General features: G+C 67.7%; 15 protein-coding genes, 1 tRNA gene and 1 pseudogene. 10 read left to right on the top strand and 7 right to left on the bottom strand.

Translation table 11 applies throughout. The features are described 5' to 3' along the window. Positions 1 to 88: 88 nt before the first annotated feature. From BCF44_RS29135 to ssb, 3 genes are all read right to left on the bottom strand, one after another. Complete coding sequence (locus tag BCF44_RS29135; RefSeq protein ID WP_116177590.1) at positions 89 to 3,106, bottom strand: diguanylate cyclase domain-containing protein; 3,018 nt, start codon at positions 3,104 to 3,106, stop codon at positions 89 to 91. A 13-nt stretch (positions 3,107 to 3,119) separates the two neighbouring features. Next, entirely contained in the window at positions 3,120 to 4,796 is a 1,677-nt protein-coding gene (gene ettA, locus BCF44_RS29140; protein ID WP_116177591.1) for an energy-dependent translational throttle protein EttA, read from the bottom strand. 289 nt (positions 4,797 to 5,085) lie between these two features. After that, positions 5,086 to 5,514: a single-stranded DNA-binding protein gene (ssb, locus tag BCF44_RS29145; RefSeq protein WP_170217809.1), complete on the bottom strand. Its 429-nt coding sequence runs from the start codon at positions 5,512 to 5,514 to the stop codon at positions 5,086 to 5,088. A 321-nt stretch (positions 5,515 to 5,835) separates the two neighbouring features. Here ssb and BCF44_RS29150 point away from each other — a divergent pair, with 321 nt between their 5' ends. From BCF44_RS29150 to BCF44_RS29175, 6 genes are all read left to right on the top strand, one after another. Beyond that, positions 5,836 to 6,891, top strand: coding sequence for a hypothetical protein (locus tag BCF44_RS29150; RefSeq protein WP_116177593.1), 1,056 nt, complete (start codon positions 5,836 to 5,838; stop codon positions 6,889 to 6,891). Positions 6,892 to 6,951: 60 nt separating this feature from the next. Then, entirely contained in the window at positions 6,952 to 7,632 is a 681-nt protein-coding gene (locus BCF44_RS29155) for a response regulator transcription factor (protein ID WP_116177594.1), read from the top strand. Next, entirely contained in the window at positions 7,629 to 9,026 is a 1,398-nt protein-coding gene (locus BCF44_RS29160) for a sensor histidine kinase (RefSeq protein ID WP_147328675.1), read from the top strand. Before BCF44_RS29155 ends, BCF44_RS29160 begins: the two co-directional genes overlap by 4 nt. An 88-nt stretch (positions 9,027 to 9,114) precedes the next feature. After that, positions 9,115 to 9,750 carry a TetR/AcrR family transcriptional regulator gene (locus tag BCF44_RS29165; protein ID WP_170217810.1) on the top strand — a complete coding sequence of 212 codons (636 nt, stop codon included), beginning with the start codon at positions 9,115 to 9,117 and terminating at the stop codon, positions 9,748 to 9,750. Beyond that, complete coding sequence (locus BCF44_RS29170; RefSeq protein ID WP_116177597.1) at positions 9,747 to 10,688, top strand: ATP-binding cassette domain-containing protein; 942 nt, start codon at positions 9,747 to 9,749, stop codon at positions 10,686 to 10,688. Before BCF44_RS29165 ends, BCF44_RS29170 begins: the two co-directional genes overlap by 4 nt. A 22-nt stretch (positions 10,689 to 10,710) precedes the next feature. Continuing rightward, the gene (locus BCF44_RS29175; protein ID WP_116177598.1) at positions 10,711 to 11,562 is read left to right on the top strand and encodes an ABC transporter permease; all 852 of its coding nucleotides are present in this window, start codon (positions 10,711 to 10,713) and stop codon (positions 11,560 to 11,562) included. A 157-nt stretch (positions 11,563 to 11,719) separates the two neighbouring features. Here BCF44_RS29175 and BCF44_RS29180 read toward each other — a convergent pair whose 3' ends face one another. Together BCF44_RS29180 and BCF44_RS29185 are read right to left on the bottom strand one after the other, a co-directional pair. Further along, positions 11,720 to 13,696: a bifunctional copper resistance protein CopD/cytochrome c oxidase assembly protein gene (locus BCF44_RS29180; RefSeq protein WP_116177736.1), complete on the bottom strand. Its 1,977-nt coding sequence runs from the start codon at positions 13,694 to 13,696 to the stop codon at positions 11,720 to 11,722. Positions 13,697 to 13,786: 90 nt separating this feature from the next. Continuing rightward, on the bottom strand, positions 13,787 to 14,989 hold the full coding sequence (locus BCF44_RS29185; RefSeq protein WP_116177599.1) for an MFS transporter: 1,203 nt from the start codon (positions 14,987 to 14,989) through the stop codon (positions 13,787 to 13,789). A gap of 93 nt (positions 14,990 to 15,082) precedes the next feature. Between BCF44_RS29185 and BCF44_RS29190 the strand changes: the two genes are divergently transcribed. The 3 genes and pseudogenes from BCF44_RS29190 to BCF44_RS58635 form a co-directional block, all read left to right on the top strand. Further along, entirely contained in the window at positions 15,083 to 16,165 is a 1,083-nt protein-coding gene (locus BCF44_RS29190) for a LacI family DNA-binding transcriptional regulator (RefSeq protein ID WP_116177600.1), read from the top strand. Between the two features lie 147 nt (positions 16,166 to 16,312). Further along, positions 16,313 to 16,385 (top strand) — tRNA-Arg (locus tag BCF44_RS29195). A 789-nt stretch (positions 16,386 to 17,174) separates the two neighbouring features. After that, positions 17,175 to 17,234, top strand: a pseudogene (locus tag BCF44_RS58635) (hypothetical protein); the annotation flags it as partial. Between the two features lie 125 nt (positions 17,235 to 17,359). On the opposite strand, the gene BCF44_RS57835 reads toward BCF44_RS58635, so the two are convergent. Both BCF44_RS57835 and BCF44_RS29205 read right to left on the bottom strand, forming a co-directional pair. Then, positions 17,360 to 17,557, bottom strand: coding sequence for a hypothetical protein (locus BCF44_RS57835; protein ID WP_246015719.1), 198 nt, complete (start codon positions 17,555 to 17,557; stop codon positions 17,360 to 17,362). A gap of 50 nt (positions 17,558 to 17,607) precedes the next feature. Next, positions 17,608 to 20,337: an ATP-binding protein gene (locus BCF44_RS29205; protein WP_116177601.1), complete on the bottom strand. Its 2,730-nt coding sequence runs from the start codon at positions 20,335 to 20,337 to the stop codon at positions 17,608 to 17,610. Positions 20,338 to 20,612: 275 nt separating this feature from the next. On the opposite strand from BCF44_RS29205, the gene BCF44_RS29210 reads away from it, so the two are divergent. After that, a complete protein-coding gene (locus BCF44_RS29210; protein WP_116177602.1) occupies positions 20,613 to 22,085 on the top strand; it encodes a ketol-acid reductoisomerase in 1,473 nt (490 codons plus the stop codon). The last annotated feature ends 2 nt before the right edge of the window (positions 22,086 to 22,087 follow it).

A 22,087-nucleotide genomic window follows, 5' to 3' on the forward strand; every position in this document is an offset into this window, starting at 1 on the left:
ACGCCTAGGGGTTGCAGCTGAATCGAACCTTGTGACGGGAGCCACCAACTCACGTTCGCAGGTTACTGGCGAGTTGCCTTTCGCCTGGTCAGCGTTCCGGTGGCGTCCACGTCCAGTCCGACCAGTTGCGTTCCGGCTCGACGGGCCGCGGGTCACGGTCGACCACCGGCCGGTCCTCACGGAACGGCGCGGGGGCCCAGTCGCCCAGCCCCGATGTGCCGGTGCGCGGCGGCTGGTCCTCTCTGCCCGAAAGCACCCAGTCGGACAACATCGGTGGTTCGGACGAAGTACGCGGCACGTCGATCCGGTCGTCCGGTTCGGGCTGCCGATGCCGCGACCCTGACGGTTCCGACTGCCAGTCGTACCGGTCGACCGTCGGCGTCGGTTCAGTGACAGCCCGCGTCGCCGCCGGCTCGTCCTCGAAATGCGTGTGCACGGCGTGTTCGGTCGACTCGAACGCGACCAAAGCCTCGGCCAGAAGATCCGCCAACTCCGACCTGGGCCGTCGACCTTCGGTCACCGGGACCGGCTCATCCGCAGGCCGATCGGTCACGGCGTCACGGTCGTTGGTGGTTGTCGCCACGGCAGCAGCCGGCCCGGAAACGGCGTCCTGCTCAGGCTCGACGACGGCGTCCCGGCCAACAATCTCGTGCGGCATGCCGGCGCGGGTGGTGAACGGAACCGTGCTGGACTCCTGAACACCGCCGCCCGTGCCTGGCCGATCGTCACGAAGGCCTGACGTATCCGTTGCCGCAGCTAATCCCTCGTCGCCTACCTGCGCAGCGTCGGCCGGCTCCGGCAAGGAGGGCTTTGCCGGCGTGTGCCCATCTGCGGACGGCACCTCGCTAACGCGACTCGACGGCGGCTCAAGCCGCCAACGACCCGAATCAGCACGAAGATCGTCGACGATCTCGCTGCGTTCAATCGACTCAGCACGACGACGCCGACCCGGACTGGCCGGCCGCTCCTGAAGTGGCTTGACCGTCTGCTCCACCGCGGCAGGAGTCTCGGGTTCGGCGGCTTCCGGCGCTCGCCGACGCCCACCAGTACCGGCTGCGGCCAGCAACTCCACCAAGGAAGCAAGACCTGGACGGCTCGCGTCGTCGTTGGCGTGCCGCGACTGCGGGGCCTTCTCCGCCTTGGGTACCCGGTCCTCAGCCCGACGCCGTCCACCTGTCGACTCGGGCTGCGGTGACTCCACCGTGTCCGTGGTCGTCTCACCCGAATTGCGGAAAAACGCAGCCAGCGCACCAGGTTCCTGCGAACGCTCTCGTTCCGAGACTTCGGTCCCATCAGAGAACAGGCTCGCCGAGTTCGCGACATCCACTGGCGTGGAACCCACACCGGCGTTGCCCATCCGCCAACGGTCGGCTGCCTGCGCCCAGGCCGTCGACAAGCCCGCAGACTGCTCGTCGGCTCGCCTCGATCTGCGACGAGGCAAATCGTCCGACGTTGCCCGTGCCGGACGGGGCACGGGGGCCGGCCGTTCGACCAGAACCTCCGCCGCTGGTCCATTCCCGTGGCTGCTCAGGCTGGGCGCGTTGGTGTCGCCGTCACTCCTTGCCTGCGACAGCGCCTGATCCGCATCCGTCAGCAGCGCATCACCGCCACTACCCGGCCGATATTCGGCGACGCCAGCGGTCATCGTGACCGACAAACGAGGTGCGATATCGGACCTGAGTGCTTCCGCCCACTGTTGCGCTTCGTCACGGGTCGTATGAGGCAGAAGCACTGCCAGCTCGTCCCCGGCGGTTCGCCCGACGGCCGCCTTGCCCGGAGCCGTGTCGCGCACACGATCCGCGATCTTGTGCATGACCTGGTCGTCAACGGAGACCGCATTGCTGCTCGCAGCCGCGACATCGACGTCGAGGAGGACCAGGGACAAGGCGTGGTCGATGTAGCCACCGTTCACAACGGCGTCGATCTGTCGACGGAGACCATTGCGGTCCAGCAGATCATTGACCGGGTCGATACCCGGGCGCGAGCCAACCGCCTGTTGCCTGATCAAGCTCGGCAGCTGCTCCTTCAGCGCGGTGCTTTCACGGTGCGCGGCCGCGAATTCCTCGGCAAGCTTCGTTCGAACGGTGTACAAGGCGGCTGTCCGACGCCGCTCAGCCGTGTGCGCCCCGCGTAGGCAGGTCAACGCCTCCGATAGCTGCCCGGCCATCTCGTGCACATGCGACAACGCCAGCATGCTCTCGGACAGCAAAAGATCAAGCTGATGCCGCCCGGCGCTGTCCGCGACGTCAAGAAGCAGGTCGTTCGCAATGTTGGTTCGTCCAGCCGGCAGATGGACACGTGTCGCCAACGCCAACTTGAGCCAACCGACAGACGCCGCTGACGGTGCCCGTACCGGCTGCTCAAGCAGCTCCTGCGCCGCCGCCACGGCGTCCGGCAACTGCTCGGCATCCATCAATGCGCATACGAGTTCCAACACCAACCGACTGGCGACGTGCCCGGAGTCCGCCGCCCGGTCGCTCAACTCGCCGAGCAGTGCCAAGCCTTCACGCGCCGCGTCGATCGCCGCTTTCAAATCGCCCCAGCGACGATGCTGCCGCGCTGCCGAGGCGCGCAGCAATGCCCGGAAGATCAATTTGGTGTCGTCGCCGAGGTCAGCGTCCGTACGGTAGAGCTGCTCGGCCTGATCCAGTGCGTCGGTGAGCTCCTTGCTCCGTCCGATCAGCACCAGGCAGTCCGTCAGCGCAACGAGGGCGGACGCTCGAATCTCGGTCGGCACGCCCTCGGCGCGCAGGACGGGCTTGAGCACACCAAATCCAGTGAGCGGGACGCCTGCGGCGCGGGCACAGCTCGCCAACTCGACCCGGAGACGCCAAGCGAGCTCGGCGTGATCGCCGCCCTCGGCGGCCTTGAGAGCCGCGATCGCGCGCTCGACCGCCTGAACGCCCTTGTCGAGCCGGTTGAGGGCGAACACCGCGAGTGTCTCCGCCCTCAACCGCTCCGACTCGTCGCGCCGACCGTTGGCGAGTGCGGAGGCCCGCTCGCTGAGCACCAGGCTCAGCTCCGGAGCCTGCCAACGCAGCTGCCAGGCAGGCACGCTGAGCGTGCCGACCTCCGCATCTGCCTGCGCCTCACCACTGCCGGCCACGTCGATTGCCGCCTCAGTCCCGTGTCAGCTTCCGGTAGGTCACTCGATGCGGACGCGCCGCGTCGACACCCAGTCGGTCGACCTTGTTCTTCTCGTAGCCCTCGAAGTTGCCCTCGAACCAGAACCACTTCGCCGGCTGCTCCTCGGTGCCTTCCCAGGCCAGGATGTGCGTTGCGACGCGGTCAAGGAACCACCGATCGTGGGAGATGACCACAGCGCAGCCGGGGAACTGCTCCAGGGCGTTCTCCAGCGAGCCGAGCGTCTCGACGTCGAGGTCGTTCGTCGGCTCGTCGAGCAGGATCAGGTTGCCGCCCTGCTTGAGGGTCAGCGCCAGGTTGAGGCGGTTGCGCTCACCACCCGACAGCACACCGGACGGCTTCTGCTGATCGGCGCCCTTGAAACCGAAGGCACTCACGTACGCCCGGGACGGCATTTCCGTCTGACCGACCTGAATGTGGTCGAGACCGTCGGACACGATCTCCCAGACCGTCTTCTTCGGGTCGATGCCGGCGCGGTTCTGGTCGACGTAGGACAGCTGGACGGTCTCGCCGATCCGGACGTTGCCCGAGTCGGGCTTCTCCAAGCCGACGATGGTCTTGAACAGGGTCGTCTTACCGACGCCGTTCGGTCCGATCACGCCGACGATGCCGTTGCGCGGGAGGTCGAACGACAAGCCGTCGATGAGGACACGGTCGCCGAAGCCCTTGCGAAGGTCGTTGACCTCGACGACCACGCTACCCAGACGCGGGCCCGGAGGGATCTGGATCTCTTCGAAGTCGAGCTTGCGGTTCTTCTCGGCTTCGGCGGCCATCTCCTCGTAGCGCTGCAGACGGGCCTTCGACTTGGCCTGCCGAGCCTTGGCGCCGGACCGGACCCAGTCCAGCTCGTCCTTGAGGCGCTTCTGGAGCTTGGCGTCCTTCTTGCCCTGGACGGCGAGGCGTTCGGCCTTCTTCTCGAGGTACGTGGAGTAGTTGCCCTCGTAGCCGATCACGCGCCCGCGGTCCACTTCCATGATCCACTCGGCCACGTTGTCGAGGAAGTAGCGGTCGTGGGTCACGGCCAGGACAGCACCCGCATAGCCGGCGAGGTGCTGCTCGAGCCAGAGAACGCTCTCCGCGTCCAGATGGTTGGTGGGTTCGTCGAGGAGTAGCAGATCGGGCTTGCTCAGCAGGAGCTTGCACAGCGCGACCCGACGTCGCTCACCACCGGACAGTTGGGTGACGTTCGCGTCGGGCGGCGGGCATCGGAGGGCATCCATGGCCTGCTCGAGCTGGGAGTCGACGTCCCACGCGTTGGCATGGTCGAGCTCCTCCTGGAGCTTGCCCATCTCCTCCATGAGCTCATCGGAGTAGTCCGTGGCCATGAGCTCGGCGATCTCGTTGAAGCGGTGCAGCTTCACCATGATCTCGCCAACGCCTTCCTCGACGTTGCCGAGGACGGTCTTCTCCTCGTTGAGGGGCGGTTCCTGCATGAGGATGCCCACGGTGTAGCCCGGGCTGAGGAAGGCCTCGCCGTTGCTCGGCTGGTCAAGGCCAGCCATGATCTTCAAGACGCTCGACTTGCCCGCGCCGTTCGGGCCGACGACACCGATCTTGGCGCCGGGGTAGAACGCGGTGGTGACGTCATCGAGGATGACCTTGTCCCCATGCGTCTTGCGCGCCTTTTTCATGGTGTAGATGTACTCGGCCATGGGCGCGATCGTAGAGCGACGCGGAGTGGACCAGAACCTCGGTAGCCACGAACGGCTGGGACGGGTCACCCAAGTTGACGCGAACGTGGAACGTCCAGGATGTCCCGTACCGCCGTTCAGCCCATCTCACCTGCGGTGACGACCCGTCCGAGCACCGCGACGGACGGTGTGCACCCACGGCAGGGTGGCGGAGCTCACTCGCGTAGGCCCGCAATGGTCCAGTCGACGGGACAGTCGACATGGACGCATGTGGGCGCGAGGGCCGTGTCGGCCGACGCGCCCACCCGTCTCATACCGCGACCGCGGACAACGGCGGCGGCAGCGGATCGCCGCTGAGCTGGTCGAGGTCGACCGACCGCAGGTATGAAGGGATGACGTCGTCAGCCCTGGTGCGCTGGGCATCGGCGGTGCAGAACGCCAGGTTGGGCCCGATCGCGTTCGCGTCGATCTTGACCACGGTGCGTTTCTCCCCATCCTTCTCGTACTCATCGACCTGAAGCCTGCCATTTACGATGACCGGGTCACCCTTCTTCAGAGACGCGGCAGCACCGTTCGCGAGCCGCCTCCATCCCGTGACCCACACGAATAGTTTGTTACCGTCGGCCCACGACTCTGTCTTCTTGTCGAAACGACGCTCAGTCGACACCACTCCGAAACCAACGAAGGGGCTTCCATCCTGAGCGTTGCGCAGGACGACGTCCGTGGCGACGTTGCCCACGACCGTAACCGTTGTTCCAAACACTGATCCCATCCTTCGCGATAGAAATCCGACGGGCGGGCTTGCACACCCCGCCGTCGACCAGCGACACCAGCACTGTGCACACCAAGCTTCCACATCGGAAGCCGGCGTCCCACAGCCTGTGGATAACTCAAGATCGACAAAAACTATCCACAGGTCGATCTTGAACCAGTAGCGATCCAACAAGAAAGTGGTATACGCACCCTTTCCGGGAACCGCATCGCCAGAAGAATCCGACACAGTTGCGAACGACACGCCAAAGCTTTAGCGTGAAAGGTACCGACACCCCAGGAGTAGCCAATGCAAGAAATCTTCAACGAACCTGACCTACTGGCCGAGGCGATGAATCTCACCGAAGGCGATCACACAGACGGAGAACTCGTCGAGATGGTGAAGAAACTTGTCCGCATGGAGTCGGCTGTACGAGCAGCCCTGAGCCAGACCGTGGCTGTCGCGATCTCGCAGGGCGCACAGGAGAGCGCCGGCCACGCCACAGTCGCGGACCTGCTGCGGACCGAGTGCCATCTCTCTGGCCGCGAAGCCAACGAGCTTGCACTGTCTGCCGTCAGACTCCGCGAGCAGCTCCACCACACATTCGTGGCATTGCAGTCCGGGCTGATCACTTGGGCGCATGCGACGACGTTGGTCCGCTCAGTCGATCGACTGGGCACCGACACGGTTCAGGAGTTCGAACGCGACTGGATCGAACTCATCGCCAGCCGGACCAGCCCCGAGGCGCTGCAACGCGTCGTGCATACACATCACGTTGAAAGGGTCGGCTACCCGTCGCCGAACACCGAGTCCCAGATCGACAGGCAGCAAGCCACTTTCTCGGGCGCTCGGGAGGAGAACGCCAGCACTTCGACGGACGTCCCCGAGGCCGTGAGCAGGGGCTCCGAATCGGCAAGTCATGGATGTGCCGATGTGGACAATCCGGCGCAGGACTGGTGTACCGATGCCTCTGTCCACAAGGAACCACAGGGACTTACCGACTTCCCCAAGCCGTCCCAGCCCGAACACGACCGGGAGGCGTCGCCAGCCACGCCACTTACGACAGAACGACAGGCCGCAGCGACATTGACACTTTCGAGTGACAACGACGAGATCGCAGTCGCACAACGAACGACACCGACCAGCGGATGCAGGCACACCGGCTGCGCGGCCGAGGCATCACTCCGAGAGGTCTCGTTCACGGTGCGCTGGCTTGACGGCGGTCGGTCGAGCTTTCTCGGCTATGGCCTGCTCTGCGACGAACACTGCGGTGCCCTCGCGAGTTGCTCGGTCGACCGGATTCGGGTCGGGCATAGCACCATGATCAGGACGATCGGACCGGCTCTGGTCACTGACGCCGCCTGAGCAACTGAGAGGTTGCTGTGAACAATCGCGGCAGCGGCAGATGTCGGTGAGGATGACCTCATGCGTGTCCTGGTCGTTGACGACGAACCCGCGGTCCGCGAGTCCATCAGTCGCAGCCTTCGGTTTGAGGGGTATGAGGTGGAGCTCGCCGCGGACGGCGAGTCTGCTCTCAAGTTCCAGGCGGCCAGGCCGGCGGACGCGGTTGTCCTCGATGTGATGATGCCGGTGATCGATGGGCTGGAGACATGCCGTCGCCTGCGGGCGACCGGCGACCGTGTGCCAGTGCTGATGCTAACCGCACGCCGCGCCATCGGCGATCGGGTGACCGGCCTCGATGCTGGGGCGGATGACTATCTCGTCAAACCGTTCGCACTCGAGGAACTACTCGCCCGGTTGCGCGCCCTACTACGTCGCACCGACACCGGCGGGAGCGAGAAGCTTGTGTTCGGCGATCTGGAACTGAACGTCACCGCGCGCACAGTGCTCCGGGGCGATCGTCAGATCGAACTGACCCGCACCGAATTCGACCTCCTTGAGTTGCTGCTGCGGCATCCACGGCGGGTGCTGTCGAGGTCGGTGCTGTTCACGGAGGTGTGGGGGTACGACTTCGGTACGGGCTCGAACAGTCTGGACGTGTACATCGGCTACCTGCGTCGAAAGCTGGAAGCGCATGGTGAGCCCCGCCTCGTGCACACTATTCGTGGGGTCGGCTACGTGCTCAAGGAGTCGGAGAACGCGTGAAGGGACGACGACCGTCGCTGCGCCGGCGCCTCGGCGTCGTGTCGGCGGCCGCGGTCGCGGTCGCCGTGATCGGCGTTTCCGTCGCTGCTTGGCTGCTGCTTCGCGACCAGCTCAGCGATGTGGTGAGCGAACGCCTTGATCGCCAGGTGGGCTACGCGGTCAAGATGGACTCTGCCGGCATGCGATCCACGGTACAGAGCAGCGGACCCGACACGCCGCTGTATCAGACGGTCTTCCCGGACGGATCGTCGTTGACGCCCGTGGGTCAACCGTCCATTCCCGTGTCTGCGACCGACCGGCAGGTCGCTCGGCGAGAGCTGTACGACACCCACGAGAACGTCAAGATCAATGGCACGTCCTATCAAGTCCTGACGCGCTGGATCCACACCAAGCAGACCGGCCCGAACGGACACGCGGTCCAGATCGCCATCGATCTGAGCGAGATGAACGGCACCCTCGCGAACTTCGGCCTGATACTCGCGTTGACTGGCGGTGTCGGCATCGCGGCGGCCGGCGTACTCAGCTATTGGTTGACGCGCGCGGGCCTCCGACCAGTTGATCGCGTGGTAGCGGCGGCCGAGCACGTGGCAAGCACGCAGGATCTCAGTGCGGCGGTAGCCGTTGATCAACAAGACCCTGACGAAGTGACACGCGTCGCGGAGAGCATGAACTCAATGCTCAACGCGCTCGGCGCTTCGCGCGATGCTCAGCGCCAGTTGGTGGAGGACGCAAGTCATGAGTTGGCGACACCGCTGACTAGCTTGCGCACCAACATCGATCTCTTGCTGCGGGCCGAGAATCATCCTGAGCGACGCCTCGAGTCGGCGGACAAGCAGCGGCTCCTTCAGGATGTTCAGGCACAGATGCACGAGCTTGATCATCTGATCGAGGAAGTCGTCGAACTGGCACGGGATCCGCGGACCGGCGAGGAAGTCGAGGAGATCGATCTGGCCGAGGTGGTGCGCTCGGCGATGACGCGCGCCAGGGCCAGGACGCCTCAGGTGAGCTTCACGCTCATGGAAACTCCGGCGGTGGTCCGGGGACAGGCGAATGCTCTGGAGCGCGCGGTCCTGAACCTGTTGGACAACGCCGCGAAGTGGGGTCCGCCCGGGATTCCGGTCGAGGTGCTGGTGCGGCAGTGGGGCGCGAGCGCCGAGGTGAAGGTGTCCGATCGAGGCCCGGGGATCGCGGAGGACGATCTGGAGCGGGTCTTCGAGCGGTTCCACCGTACGAAGGAGGCCCGGCAGATGCCGGGTTCGGGGCTTGGCCTGGCGATCGTCCGGCAGGTGGTGCAGGGGCATGGTGGTCGGGCGTGGATGAGCCGCCGGGACGGCGGCGGCACCGATGCATGGATACAGCTTCCGCAGGTGGGACCAGCGGCGACGGCGTTATGAGTGATAACTCATTGCGTGAGTGAGTCCACACTCATATGCTGGGCCCATGTCCACCGAGTCACCCCCACGCCGTCGGCGCGCTCCGGCGATGAGCACGGAGGACCGGCAGGAGGCCATCGCCATCGCGGCGATTCCTCTGCTGGCCGAGCACGGCATGCACGTCACCACCGGGCAGATCGCCAAGGCGGCGGGGATCGCGGAGGGCACGATCTTCCGCGTCTTCAAGGACAAGCAGGAGTTGCTGGATTTCTGTGTCCTGCGGGCTTTTCGGACGCGGGAGCTGATCAACCGGATGAAGGCGATCCCGGCTGATCAGCCGCTGACGGACCAGTTGATCGACGCAATGACCATGATCGACGACATGGCGGCCCGGTTGGGGACGCTGATGCACACGTTGGGCGCCACCGGCTATCGCCCGGACGAGTCCAAGCACAAGGAAGATGCCAAGGCCGGCGACGGAAAGCCGCCGATGCTGGACGAGTTCGAGCGGGCGACGGCGGCGCTCGCCGAGCTGTTGTCGTCGAGTCGCGATGAGCTGCGGCTGCCGGCGGATCGGGCCGCGGGCTATCTGATCGGCCTGACCTTCATGACCAGGATGCAAGCGGTCCGGACGGCACGGACCGAACAGACGGAGCAGGAGTCGTTCGTGGCGGAGATCGTCGATCTCTTCATGAACGGCGCCGTCGCCAACGGGGCGGAGCAAGGGGGAAAGGACCTGCAATGACCGAAGTGATGATCGAAGCGAGAGGCGTGAGCAAGGTCTTCGGCAGTGTCACGGCACTGGACGATGTGAGCATCTCAGTGCCGCGTGGAACAGTGCTGGGGCTGCTGGGGCACAACGGAGCCGGCAAGACGACGTTGGTGAACGTCCTGACGACGCTGCTCAAACCGACGTCGGGGTCGGCCTCGGTGGCGGGTCTCGACGTGGTGAGTCACGGAGACCAGGTGCGTGGGCGGATCGGCCTGACCGGCCAGTTCGCCTCGGTCGACGAGAACATGTCAGGTTTCGACAACCTGGTGCTGATCGCGAGGCTGTTGGGGGCGACCAAGAAGCAGGCCTCGGGGCGGGCCGACGAGTTGCTGGCGACGTTCGACCTGACCGAGGCTCGGGATCGCCCGGCGAAGACGTACTCGGGCGGCATGCGGCGGCGGCTGGACCTGGCGGCGAGCCTGGTCGGCCGGCCGGACGTCATCTTCCTCGACGAGCCGACGACGGGGTTGGACCCCCTGAGCCGGATCGGGTTGTGGGAGATCGTCGAGGGCTTGGTGGGCGACGGGACGACGGTGCTCTTGACGACGCAGTACCTGGAGGAAGCCGACCGGCTGGCTGACACGATCACGGTGCTGTCCAAGGGAAAGGTGGTCGCGGCCGGCACGGCTGCGGAGCTGAAGGCCGGTGTCGGCAAGCGCACGGTGAGCGTCGTCCTGGCCGAGCCGGAGGACGCCGCGACGGCGTTGAACGCGTTGGCGAAGGCGGGGCTGCACCCGGTCCACGACAAGGCGCGGCACTCGGTGGCGACGCCGGTGGAGAAGTCGACCGATCTGGCGACCGTGGTGCGGGCACTCGACGAGGTCGGGGTCGAGGTCGGCGAGTTGGCGCTCACGGAACCGACGCTCGACGACGTTTATCTGGCCGTCAACAGCGAAGCTCCGGCCGCCTGACTCGGATGAGGGGGATATTCCAATGACCACAACGGTTCAAGCCACGGCGGCGACGGGGGAAGTGCCGCGCCGCAACGACCTGGGCTGGCGCGGCAGCAGCTTCGCCACGCAGGTCTGGGTGCTCACGCAGAGATCGCTCAACACGTTCCTGCGTGACCCACGGATGCTGTTCTTCAGCCTGTTACAGCCACTGGTGATGCTGCTGCTGTTCAGCCAGGTCTTCGGCGGGATCAGCCAGCTGGGCAGCATGCACCAGTGGGGCTCCTACATCAACTACCTGCTGCCGTCGACGTTGGTGACCACGGCGATGACCTCGGCGATGAGCTCAGGGGTCGGGTTGCTGACCGAGATGTCGAACGGGGTCATCGCCCGGTTCCGGTCGATGCCGGTCAGCCTGTTCGCGGTTCTGCTGGCGCGAAGCCTGTCGGACACGGTGCGCATGGCGATCCAACTGGTCGTCATGCTTATCGCGGCAGCGTTGCTGTTCGGCTTCACACCGGCCGGCGGCATGCTGGGCGTGGCAGCGGCGCTATTGGTGTCGCTTGTCGTCGGCTGGGGCCTGGGCTGGTTGTTCCTGGCGATCGCGACCTGGGTCAAGAAGGCCGAGACGATGCAGGCGGTGGCCTTCCTGACGATGTTCCCGCTGATGTTCGGCTCCAGCGCGTATATGCCGGTGTCGACGATGCCTGGCTGGGTGCAGGTGATCGCCAACGTGAACCCGCTCAGTTACGCGATCTTCGCGTCGCGGGGCCTGGCGACGACGATCTGGGAAGCCAACCCCGCATACACCCTGATCGCCTCGCTGGCGATCTCGGGCGTGATCGCCCTGGTAGGCGGCCTGATCGCGACGCGGAACTTCCGCCGCACGAACTGATCCGAACGCGGACGACCCCGTCGGCGGTGGTGTGCCGACGGGGTCGTCGTGTTTCCGATGCGAGCTCGGACCGGGTAGTGGCCCGGGCTCGGTCGGGCGCCGCCGGTTGAGCGGGCCGTCTTCTGGTAGGTCGCCGGAACGGGGCGGCGACGGAGGATCAGTCGGACTTGGTGGACCCACCGGGTTGGCTCATCTGCCGGAGCATGGCGTTGTACGCGTTGAGGTCGGCGTCGCCGTCGCTGTCGGCGCGACGGTCGGCTCGGCGGGCGGCACGCTCGTCGGTGCGGGCCCACTGGGCGAGCAGCGCGAGCATCACGACGAGCAGCGGCAATTCGCCGGCGGCCCAGGCGATGCCGCCGCCGAGGCGCTGGTCGGAGAGCTCGCTGGTGACCCAGGGCAGCGCCAGCGACCGGTAGAAGTTCTGGCCGATCACGGTCTGCATACTCATGAGGATCACGCCGAAGAAGGCATGGAAAGGCATGGAAGCGAAGACCATGCCCAGGCGGCCGAGCGGCGGTAGGCGGCGCGGCGCGGGGTCGACGCCGATGACGGGCCAGTAGAACAGGTACCCGACCAGGAGGAAGTGGGCGTTCATCACGAGGTGCGCCCAGTGGTAGTTGAGGGCGGCGTCGAACAGACCGGAGAAGTACAGCGCGTAGAACGAGCCGACGAAGAGGACCAGAGCGACGACCGGGTGGGTGAGCACGCGGGCGACGGGCGAGTGCACGGCGGCGAGCAGCCATTCGCGCGGGCCGGGGGCTCCATCCTTGCCGGCGGTGGGCAGGGCGCGGAGCGCGAGGGTCACGGGACCGCCGAGGGCGAGCAGCGGCGGGGCGAGCATGTTGAGCATCATGTGGCTGCCCATGTGCACGCTGAACATCGCAGCCGAGTAGCGGCCGATGCCGGACGACGTGGCGAGGAGCACCGTCAAGCAGCCGATGACCCACGCAACGGTGCGGCCGACGGGCCAACGGTCGCCGCGTCGCCGCAGTCGACGGACGCCGAGCAGGTAGACGACCATGCCGAGGATGGCGGCGGTGCCGTAGACGAGGTCGAAGCGCCAGTCGAACAGGAGCCGGAGCACGGTTGGCGGACCGTCCAGCGGGTAGCCGATGAGCCGCTCGATGTCGCCGACGGCACCGTAGACGTCCTGCGGCGGAGGGGTTCGGGCCAGCGCGGAGGCGACGCCGAGGGTGACGAACATGATCAGCACTTCGATGCCGGCGAGCCGGATGAGGGCATGGCCGGAGCCACTGGCGACCACGGCCTTCACGCTGCGTTCGCGCTGGAAATAGCCGATGACGCCGAGCACGACGAGCAGGGCGATCTTGGCGAGGACTAGCAGGCCGTAGGAGGTGCTGAACAGGTCGGTGACGGGCAGCCGGACGAGTGCGTTGACGACGCCGGAAGCGGCCATCACGATCCAGCACACCAGGGCGACCTTGGAGAAGCGGCTGGTGGCAGTGCCGAGGTCGGCGCCGCGCCGGCGGGCGTGGGCGAGCAGCGCGACCAGGCCGCCGACCCAGATGGCGGCGGCCATGAGGTGGTACAGCAGGCTGTTGGTGGCGAGGTCGTGGGAGCCGCCGGCGGAGGAGTGGCCGCTGGCGGCGACGGGCACCAGTCCGATCAGGGCGACGACGAACAGGCTGGCGGTCCAGCCCCAGGACAGCGCGAAGAAACAGCCGATGGCCAGCACGAACGCGATGACAGCGGTGAGAACCCACGCCTCGGCCTGCTCGACGATGTTGATGCTGCTGAACAGCACGCTGGGGTTGAGCATGAAGCTGACGGGCTTGCCCTCGGCGTCGGCGAGGGTGAACGGCACCTCGAGCAGAGCGCCGACGCACCAGACGACGGCGGACCACCCGGCGGTGCGCAGCGCGGCGTAGCCGTCGACGGCGAGTCGGCCGGTCCGCTGCGGGGCGACGAGGAAGGCGGCGAGCAGCAGAGCGCCGACGCACACAGTCGAGGCGGCCTCGGTGAGCACCCTCACGACGGTGATGCCGTATCGGGTGATCGCGCCGGGATCGGGCAGGCCCAGGTTCGTGTACAGCAGCTCGCTGCCGGAGAACAGCGTCAGCACGGCCGCTACCAGCGCGGCGATGACGGTACTGATCAGCAGCAGCGGGAGCATGCCGGCGGGTCGGCGAACCTGCGCGCCGGGCGTTGGCTCGGCGGTCACGACGTCTTCGGCCACGTAGTTGAGGGTAGGCCGCGACGCAGCTCACATCGTCGGCGCACTGACGGCAGGCGGTGCGCATTCCCGACGTCGGGTGCGAATCACCAATACGACCGCCGGCACGATGAGCGCCGCGATGACGGCGGCGGCGCCGAGCGCGAAGCCGAGGCCGCTCCACTGGGCGAGTTGGCCGAGCAGCGGCGGACCGCCGAGGAAGCCGGCGTACGCGATGGTGGTGACGAAGCCGATCTCGCGCTCGCCGCCGGTGCCGTCGGCACGACGACCGGCGGCGCCGGCCAGGCTCATCGTCACGGGGAACGAGTACGCGAGCCCGACTCCGGCGAACGCGAAGCCGACGTACGCGACGACGGAAACCGGAACTGTGACGGCGGCGAGAAGTCCGACGGCGGCGAGCGATGCGCCGAAAACGAGCATTCGGTACGGCCCCCACCGGCGCTCGACACGTTCGCCGGACAGGCGGGTCAGGGCCATGGCGATGGAGAAGACGGAGTAGCCGGCGGCGGCGAGGGAATCGGGCACGCCGCGGTCCTTGACGAGGAACAACGCGGTCCAGTCCGCCGATGCGCCCTCGGCGACGGCGGAGAACAGGGCGATCAGGGCAAGCAGCCAGAGCACCGGGCGCCGAGCGGGCGACGGACCGCCGACGACAATGTCACCCGATCGGGCGCGGGACCGCTCCCCTGCCTCGGCCGGCAGCGACGTGAGGACGAGTGCGACGGCGGCGACGCCGAGGACCGCCAGGATCAGGAACTGCCGCAGCGGACTCCACTGCACGGCGGCGGCGAACGCGGCCACCAGCGAGCCGACGAGTCCACCGACGCTGAAGCCGGCGTGGAACACCGGCATGAGCGGACGGTTAAGCAATCGCGTAACTGTTACGGCGGCGATGTTCATCGAGACGTCGAGCAGACCAACGGTCAGCCCGAGGACGAACAGCACGAGCCCGAGTTGCAGCGGCGACGTCGTCAGCCCGAGAACCGGTAGGACGACGAAACCGGCGACTGCGCCGAGGACCATGACAGCCCGCGAGCCGAAGGCAGCGCAGAGTCGACCGGCGATGGGCGCGGCGACGATGAGTCCGACGCTCACGCCGAACAGGGACAACCCGAGCCCGGCGGGGGTGGCGCCGACCTGCGCGGCGAGCGCCGGCACGCGCGCGGCCCACGAACCGAACACGACTCCGTTGAGCACGAACACGAGGAACACAGCGGTGCTCTTGGCCAGCATCCGTACCCCCTTCGACTGGATACGACTGTACTGAAGCGCTTCAGTACAGTCCAGTGAGTCAGATCGCCCTTCCGCGCCAACTACGCTCTCCCTGTGGACACCGAGCAAACCCGACGACCGACCCTCGACACGGTCGCGCGTGCCGTCGGCGTCTCCCGGGCCACGGTGTCCAACGCCTACAACCGGCCCAACCAGCTCTCCGCGGGCCTGCGGACGCGCATCCTCGAGGTCGCCGACCGCCTCGGCTACCTCGGCCCGGACCCGGTCGCGCGCAGTCTGGCGACGCGCAAGTCGGCGGCGGTCGCCTTCATGCTGCGGTCCGGGCTGTCCAGCGCGTTCTCCGACCCGGCGCTGACGATCATGCTCGACTCGCTGGCCGCGACGGTCGACGGCCGCGACCACGCGCTGGTCCTGCTGCCCGGTAACGAGTCCGGCGGTCCCCGCCCGGACAGCGTCGCCCGAGCGCAGGCCGACGTGGTCGTCGCGTACTCGCTGCCGGACACCGCGCCGGCGCTGACCGCGGTCCGCCAGCGCCGACTGCCGATGGTGGTCGTGGACCAACCAGCGACGGGCGGCACGGCGCGCGTCGAACTCGACGATTTCGGCGGGACACAGGCGGCCGGGCGTTATCTGACCGAACTCGGCCACCGTGACTTCGGAGTGATCTCACTCACGCTCCAGCCGGACGGTCGGTCCGGCCCGGCGGAGCCGGAACGCCGGACGGGTTCGCCTTTTCGGGTGACCCGCGAACGCCTGAGCGGTTATATCGACGCGCTCACAGCAGTCGGCGTCGCACCGGAGTTGGTCCCGGTCTGGGAGGCGGCGAGCAGCGACCGCGAGCAGGGCCGAACCGGAGCCCGCTGGCTGTTGCAGCAAAACCCCAGGCCAACGGCGATCGTGTGCATGTCGGACGAACTGGCTCTGGGCGCCCTCCAAGCGGCCCGTGACGCCGGACTCTCGGTGCCGACGGACGTCTCCGTCGTCGGCTTCGACGACACACCGGCCGCCGGAGTCGCGGACCCGCCGCTGACGACGGTCCGACAGCCCCTCGTCGAGAAAGGCCGGCTCGCCGGCGAACTGGCACTGACTCTCCTGGACGGCGGCAGACCCAGCAGACCCGTACGGCTCGACGTCGACCTGGTGGTGCGCGCATCCAGCGCGGCCCCGATCCGGTGAACCCGAACACGGATTGACAACGCCGAGTACAGAAATCGGCACCCACGGTGGTTGTCCATATCGTGATCATCCGAATGAGGGTCGACCGGAAACGACTGCGAGACTTCAAGCGATGTACCTCACGGGGCGTGCAGCCGCATGCCCCAAGCCTCCGTAGCTCAGCGGACAGAGCGAGTGACTTCTAATCACTTGGTCGCAGGTTCGAGTCCTGCCGGGGGCACAGGCGATTGGGCGATCCATGCCGGCAGAACGCGCGGGCATGGATCGCCTGCCGGTTTTCTGGGGGCCGAGCCCCCAGACCCCACGCCGGGGGCAAGCCTCCGGACCCCCACCTGGGCTGAGCCGGATGTGGTGAGTACCAACCGGTTGGCCAACAACGGGCGAACAGTCGACTTGTCGCCGGACACAGAAATGTGATGGCGGCCATAAATTCTAGGCGTAGCCAAATGAACACGGTAAGCCACAGAAGTGGGTGTCACGTAGGGTGACCAGCTGATACTTCTCGGCGACGCCCGGTTGGATTGGTTTCACGCGATGGTGGCCAATACCGCGGCAAGCGACGTCCGTTCGGCGGAAGAGTTCGGGGTCCGTTAGTTCACACGAGAAAGCTATTCGGCGTAACGGCGGGTGGGTGCCGAATTGCGAATCGGCGGCGCGGTCGGCCGGGAACACGGGCCCGGACCGGCGGTTGCGAGGCTTCCGGGGCCCTTGCAGTTGTTTGACTGATGAGGGCTCGGGCGGTCGGGGCCGATGCTGGACGTCGGGAACACAACCCCTGCACCGTGAGAAAGAAGCCCCATGCCCTACCTCAGGGTCAGCCAGGAGAACACGACCGACATCGAGCTGTTCCACGCGGACCATGGCAGCAGTCGGCCGGTGGTGCTGATCCACGGCTACCCGCTCGACGGACGGTCGTGGGAGAAGCAAGTGCCCGCGCTGGTCGCCGCCGGCCGGCCACCGGGTCGTCACCTACGACCGTCGTGGCTTCGGCCAGTCCTCCCACCCGACCACGGGGTACGACTACGACACGCTCGCGGCGGACCTCGACATCCTGCTGCTGAGCCTCGACCTGGCCGACGCCGCGCTGGTCGGCCACGGCATGGGCAGCGGCGAGGTGGCGGGCTACCTCGGCGGCGGTCGACCGAGCACCGGCGCGCTGCGCGCGAGCTGGCACGTCGCCGCACGGGCGTCCGCCTACGCGTGCGCCGCGACCGTGCCGACCTGGATCACCGACTTCCGCGACGAACTGCCGCTGATCGACGTTCCGACGCTGATCGTGCACGGCACGGCCGGCTGCTCCCGATCGAGGCCACCGGCCGACTGTCGCGCGCGATGCTCCCGGGCGCCGAATACGTGGAGATCGACGGCGCACCGGACGGTCTGCGTGGACACACGCCGAGGAGGTCACGCAGGTCCTGCTCGACTTCCTGGCGAAGAAGCGGCTACCCCACCGCCTGGAGGGCGTCGCGCAGCGCCGCCCGCGAAGTGATGCCGAGCTTCGGGAAGATCTGGTAGAGGTGGGCGCCAACCGTCCGGTGTGACAGGAACAGCCGCTCGGCGATCTGCTTGTTCGTCAGCCCCGAGGCGGCGAGCTGGGCGACCTCCAGCTCCTGCGGCGTGAGCGTGCCGAGGCGCGGATCGTCCGGCTTGGACGCGTCCGACCAGCCGCTCGCGCGGAGCTCCTGCTGCGCCCGCAGTACCCACGGCCGCGCGCCGAGCCACTCGAACGTCGTCAGCGCGTCGGACAGCGGGCTCCGTGCGTCGACGATCGCCCGCGTGCGGCGCAGTCGCTCGCCGTACGCGAGCCGCACCCGCGCGACCTCGAACGGCCAGCGCTCTACGTCCGGGACGGACAGGGCCTCCTCGTACAGACGGAGTGCCTCGTCGTCGTCCGCGCACAGTGCCGTCGCGCCGGCGACCATGAGCGCGAAGCGTGGCGACAGTGCGGCGATGTCGGCCTCCTGCAAGGCGCGCACGTGCGCGGCCGCCTCCGCGTGGCGACCTGTGCGCACGGCGGCCTCAACGAGGTCCATGGCGCCCCACATCGCATGCGGCACGTGCGAGGCGAGTTCGCCGGCGGGCGACACGGCGGTCGCGTACTGATAGGCGCGCTCGTAGTCACCGCTGCCGAGACAGACGACAGTCCGCGCTTGGTTGGCGTAGTGCACGGACGTGCGGGCTCCGCGTGGCGTCGCCCACCGGACAATCCGCTCGGCCAGCGTGAACGCGGTGGCGGTGTCACCACGAACTCCGTACAGCAGCAGGTTGACGTAGTCGAAGTACCAGCGGAAGAACCGGTAGCCGGATGAGTCGCAGACGGCGATGCCTTCCTCCGCCAGCCGGCCGACTTCGCTCCACTCGCCGGCAAGGTAGTGGTCGAGGCACAGGAACATCAGCGCGGTGAGACGCCGGCGGGGCTGCCCGCCGTCGCGGCCGTGCCGCACGATCCGCCAGATCGCGTCCCGCACGTCGCCGACGCGGTCCAGGTAGAACAGCGCGACGCCGATCCGCACGATGGCCGCAGGGTCGGTCTCATCGCGGGCGGCCTCGACGAGCTCGTCGATATCGGCGAGCGCGAGCTTGCCGGTGCGGGCGGGGTCGGGAAACGTCAGCGCCTCCACGCGCAGCACCGCCGGCAACTCCGCACGCCGCTGCTCGACTGCAGCGGTGAAGGATCGCCAGTGGTCCTCGCGCCCGCTCCACCAACACACGAGCAGCAGTGCGCTCAGCGCGTCAGCGAGCGCGGCGTCGTCCGGACCGGCCTGGATCGCGTCCACGAGCAGGCGGTAGGCGGTGTCCATCGAACCGTCGTCGTTCATGAGCAGGTAGACCGCCGCGATGGCCGCGTGCAGTTGACCGGGGCCGTCGAGGTCCGCGCGGCGTGCGTCGGCGAGGAGCTCGGAGGCGTGAGTAAGCACGCCCGCGCCCTCCGCGCTGATGTAGGCGGCCTCCGCGAGACGGCGACTGCGCCCAGGCCCCTCCGGGCTGATGTGTGCAGCCTTCGTCAAAGCGACGACCGCGCCGACAGCGTCGCCACGGCGCAGCATGCGGTGGGCGGTGTGCTCCAACAATTCGGCGACATGCTCGTCGGGGCGAAGGACGGCCTCGGCCAGGTGCCACGCCAACCGGTCGGGCTGCGACTCCAGCACACCGGCCAACGCAGCGTGCGCCGCACGACGGTCCACGCTCGTGGACACGTCTACGACGGCGGCGCGAATCAACGGGTGCCGGAAAGCAAGCCGTCCTCGACTTTCGTCCACGTGCACCAACTGGTCGCGCTCGGCCTCCGCGAGATCGCGCATTTCGCGGCTGGGGTCCGCGGACTGCAACACGGCCAGGTCGCCTGTGCCGTCCAGCGCGGCCAGCAACAGCAGGCGCCGGCAGGCGTCGGACAGGCCGGTGATACGCGAGGCGTACAGCGCGCGCAGCCGGTCGGTGAGCGGCAGCACCTCGGGCAGGCTGGTCTGCGCGGTCCGCTGCGGCCCGGTCAGCGCCGCCGGAAGTTCGAGCAGTGCCAACGCGTTGCCGCGCGCCTCCTCCAGCACGCGTTGCCGTACCGACGCCGCCAGTCCCGGGAACCGCGCGCCCACGAGCAGCCTGGCGGCGTCGTCGTCGAGCGGCGACAGCTCGTACTCACGCATGTTGCCGCAGGGGAAGAGGCCCTCGCTGCCGGTACGCGAGGCGGAGATGATGCCGACCCGCGTGCCGCTGAGCCGTCTCGCGACGAAACCCAGCACCGCGACGCTGGCACGGTCGATCCAAGGCAGGTCGTCGATAGCCAGCAGCACCGGACGCTCCACGGCGACTGTCCTAAGCAAAGTCAGCACGGCGTTGGACACGGCCATCCGGCCGGGCGACAGCCCGTCACCGAGGCCGACCGCCACGTTCAAGGCTTCCCTGTATGGCGCGTCGAGGCCGTCGGCGGCCTCCATGATGGGCAGCAGCAGCTGGTTGAGGCCCGCGAACGCCATGTCCGCCTCGAATTCGACGCCGTCGGCGCGGAGCACCTGCAAGCCGTCCGCGGCCGCGGCCCGGGTGACGGCGTCCAGCAACACCGACTTGCCCACCCCGGCCTCGCCGGACAGCAGCAGCGCGGCACCGTCGCCGGCGAGGAAGTCCCGGATCCAGGCCAGCTCCCGTGTCCGCCCGACCAGCGTCTCGTCGCGTGCCATCCGGCCTCCCTGTGCGTGCGGTCGCCCGAGCGGATCGGCGACTACGGCGAGGCCGCCGATCCGTGGTGCGCCACCGCGTCCACGGCGGTATCTCCCCGATTCCGCCGCAAATGCGCCGTCGCCCGAACTTCGCTCATTTCCGGCGGGCAATGACCGAAAAGGTAGCAGCGGGTGGATATACGTCCCGTAGACGAAACATGACCAGCGAATGCGTGGACGCTGGTAGTTGCCCCATCGGCCGACGCTCGCCGGTCGACAGTCCGAGAGAGGACCGGATGTCCGAGCTGGATTTCGACACGAAGGTGTTCGACAAGGAGTACATCGCCGTCGCCGACCGGCAGGAGCCGATCGTGCGCGGCGGCCGCCATCTGTTCGACCGGCTGCCCGCGGCCTTCGACGGCGTGCGTCAACTCGGCGTCATCGGCTGGGGTCCGCAGGGCACCGCGCAGGCGCAGAACCTCCGGGACTCGCTCGGCGACGCAGTCCGCGTGGTGGTTGGTTTGCGTACGAACTCCACATCTTGGGACGCGGCGGTCCGGGCCGGCTTCACACCGGAGGACGGCACGCTCGGCGAGATGTACGACGTGATCCGTCGCTCGGACATGGTGATCCTGCTGATCTCGGACGGCGCGATGGCCGAGTCCTACCAGGACGTCTTCGCGGCGCTGCGGCCCGGAGCCACGCTGGGGTTGTCGCACGGCTTCCTGCTCGGGCACCTGGAGCAGGCCGGCGACGCGTTCCCCGAGGACATCGACGTGATCGCCGTCTGCCCGAAGGGCATGGGCGCCTCCGTCCGGGCGCTCTACCTCCAGGGCCAGGAGGTCAACGGCGCCGGCATCAACGCGAGTTTCGCGGTGCACCAGGACGTCACCGGCCGGGCGGTGGACCGCGCGCTGGGCTGGTCGGTGGGCCTCGGCGCGCCGTACACGTTCCGCACCACGCTGCGTTCCGAGTACCTCTCGGATCTGTCCGGGGAGCGCGGCATCCTGGCCGGCGGCGTGCACGGCATCGTAGAAAGCCTTTACCGACGGTTCCGCGACCAGGGCATGAGCGACGAGGACGCGTTCCGGCACTCCGCCGAGTCGGTCACCGGCCCGATCTCGCGAACGATCTCGCGCGACGGACTGCTCGGCGTCTACCGGCTGCTCGACGCCGACGGTAGGAAGGTGTTCGCCGAGGCGTACTCGGTCAGCTACCCGGTCGGGCTCGAGCTCATCCACGAGATCTACGACGAGGTGCGCTCCGGCGACGAGCTGCGCAGCGTCGTGCTGGCCGGCAAGCGGCTGGCCCGGTTCCCGATGGGCAAGATCGACCAGGCCGACATGTGGCGGGTCGGCCAGAAGGTGCGGGCCGACCGGCTCGAGGACGACATCCCGCTCGACCCGTTCACCGCGGGCGTGTTCATCGGCGTGATGATGGCGCAGATCGACGCGCTGCTGGAGTTCGGCCACCCGTACTCCGAGATCGCCAACGAGTCGGTGATCGAGGCAGTCGACTCGCTCAACCCGTACATGCACGCCCGTGGCATCGCCTACCTGGTGGACAACTGCTCGATCACCGCCCGGCTCGGCGCGCGCAAATGGGCGCCGCGGTTCGACTACGCGCTGACGCAGCGCGCCTACCCGGTCGTCGACGACGAGCAAACCGTCGACATCGAGGTTTTCGGCGAATTCGAGGACCACGTCGTGCACGAGGTGCTACGCGTGTGCGCGCAGATGCGGCCGTCCGTCGACATCTTCGTCGAATGACG

It is taken from the genome of Kutzneria buriramensis (genome assembly GCF_003387475.1).
GTDB lineage: Bacteria > Actinomycetota > Actinomycetes > Mycobacteriales > Pseudonocardiaceae > Kutzneria > Kutzneria buriramensis.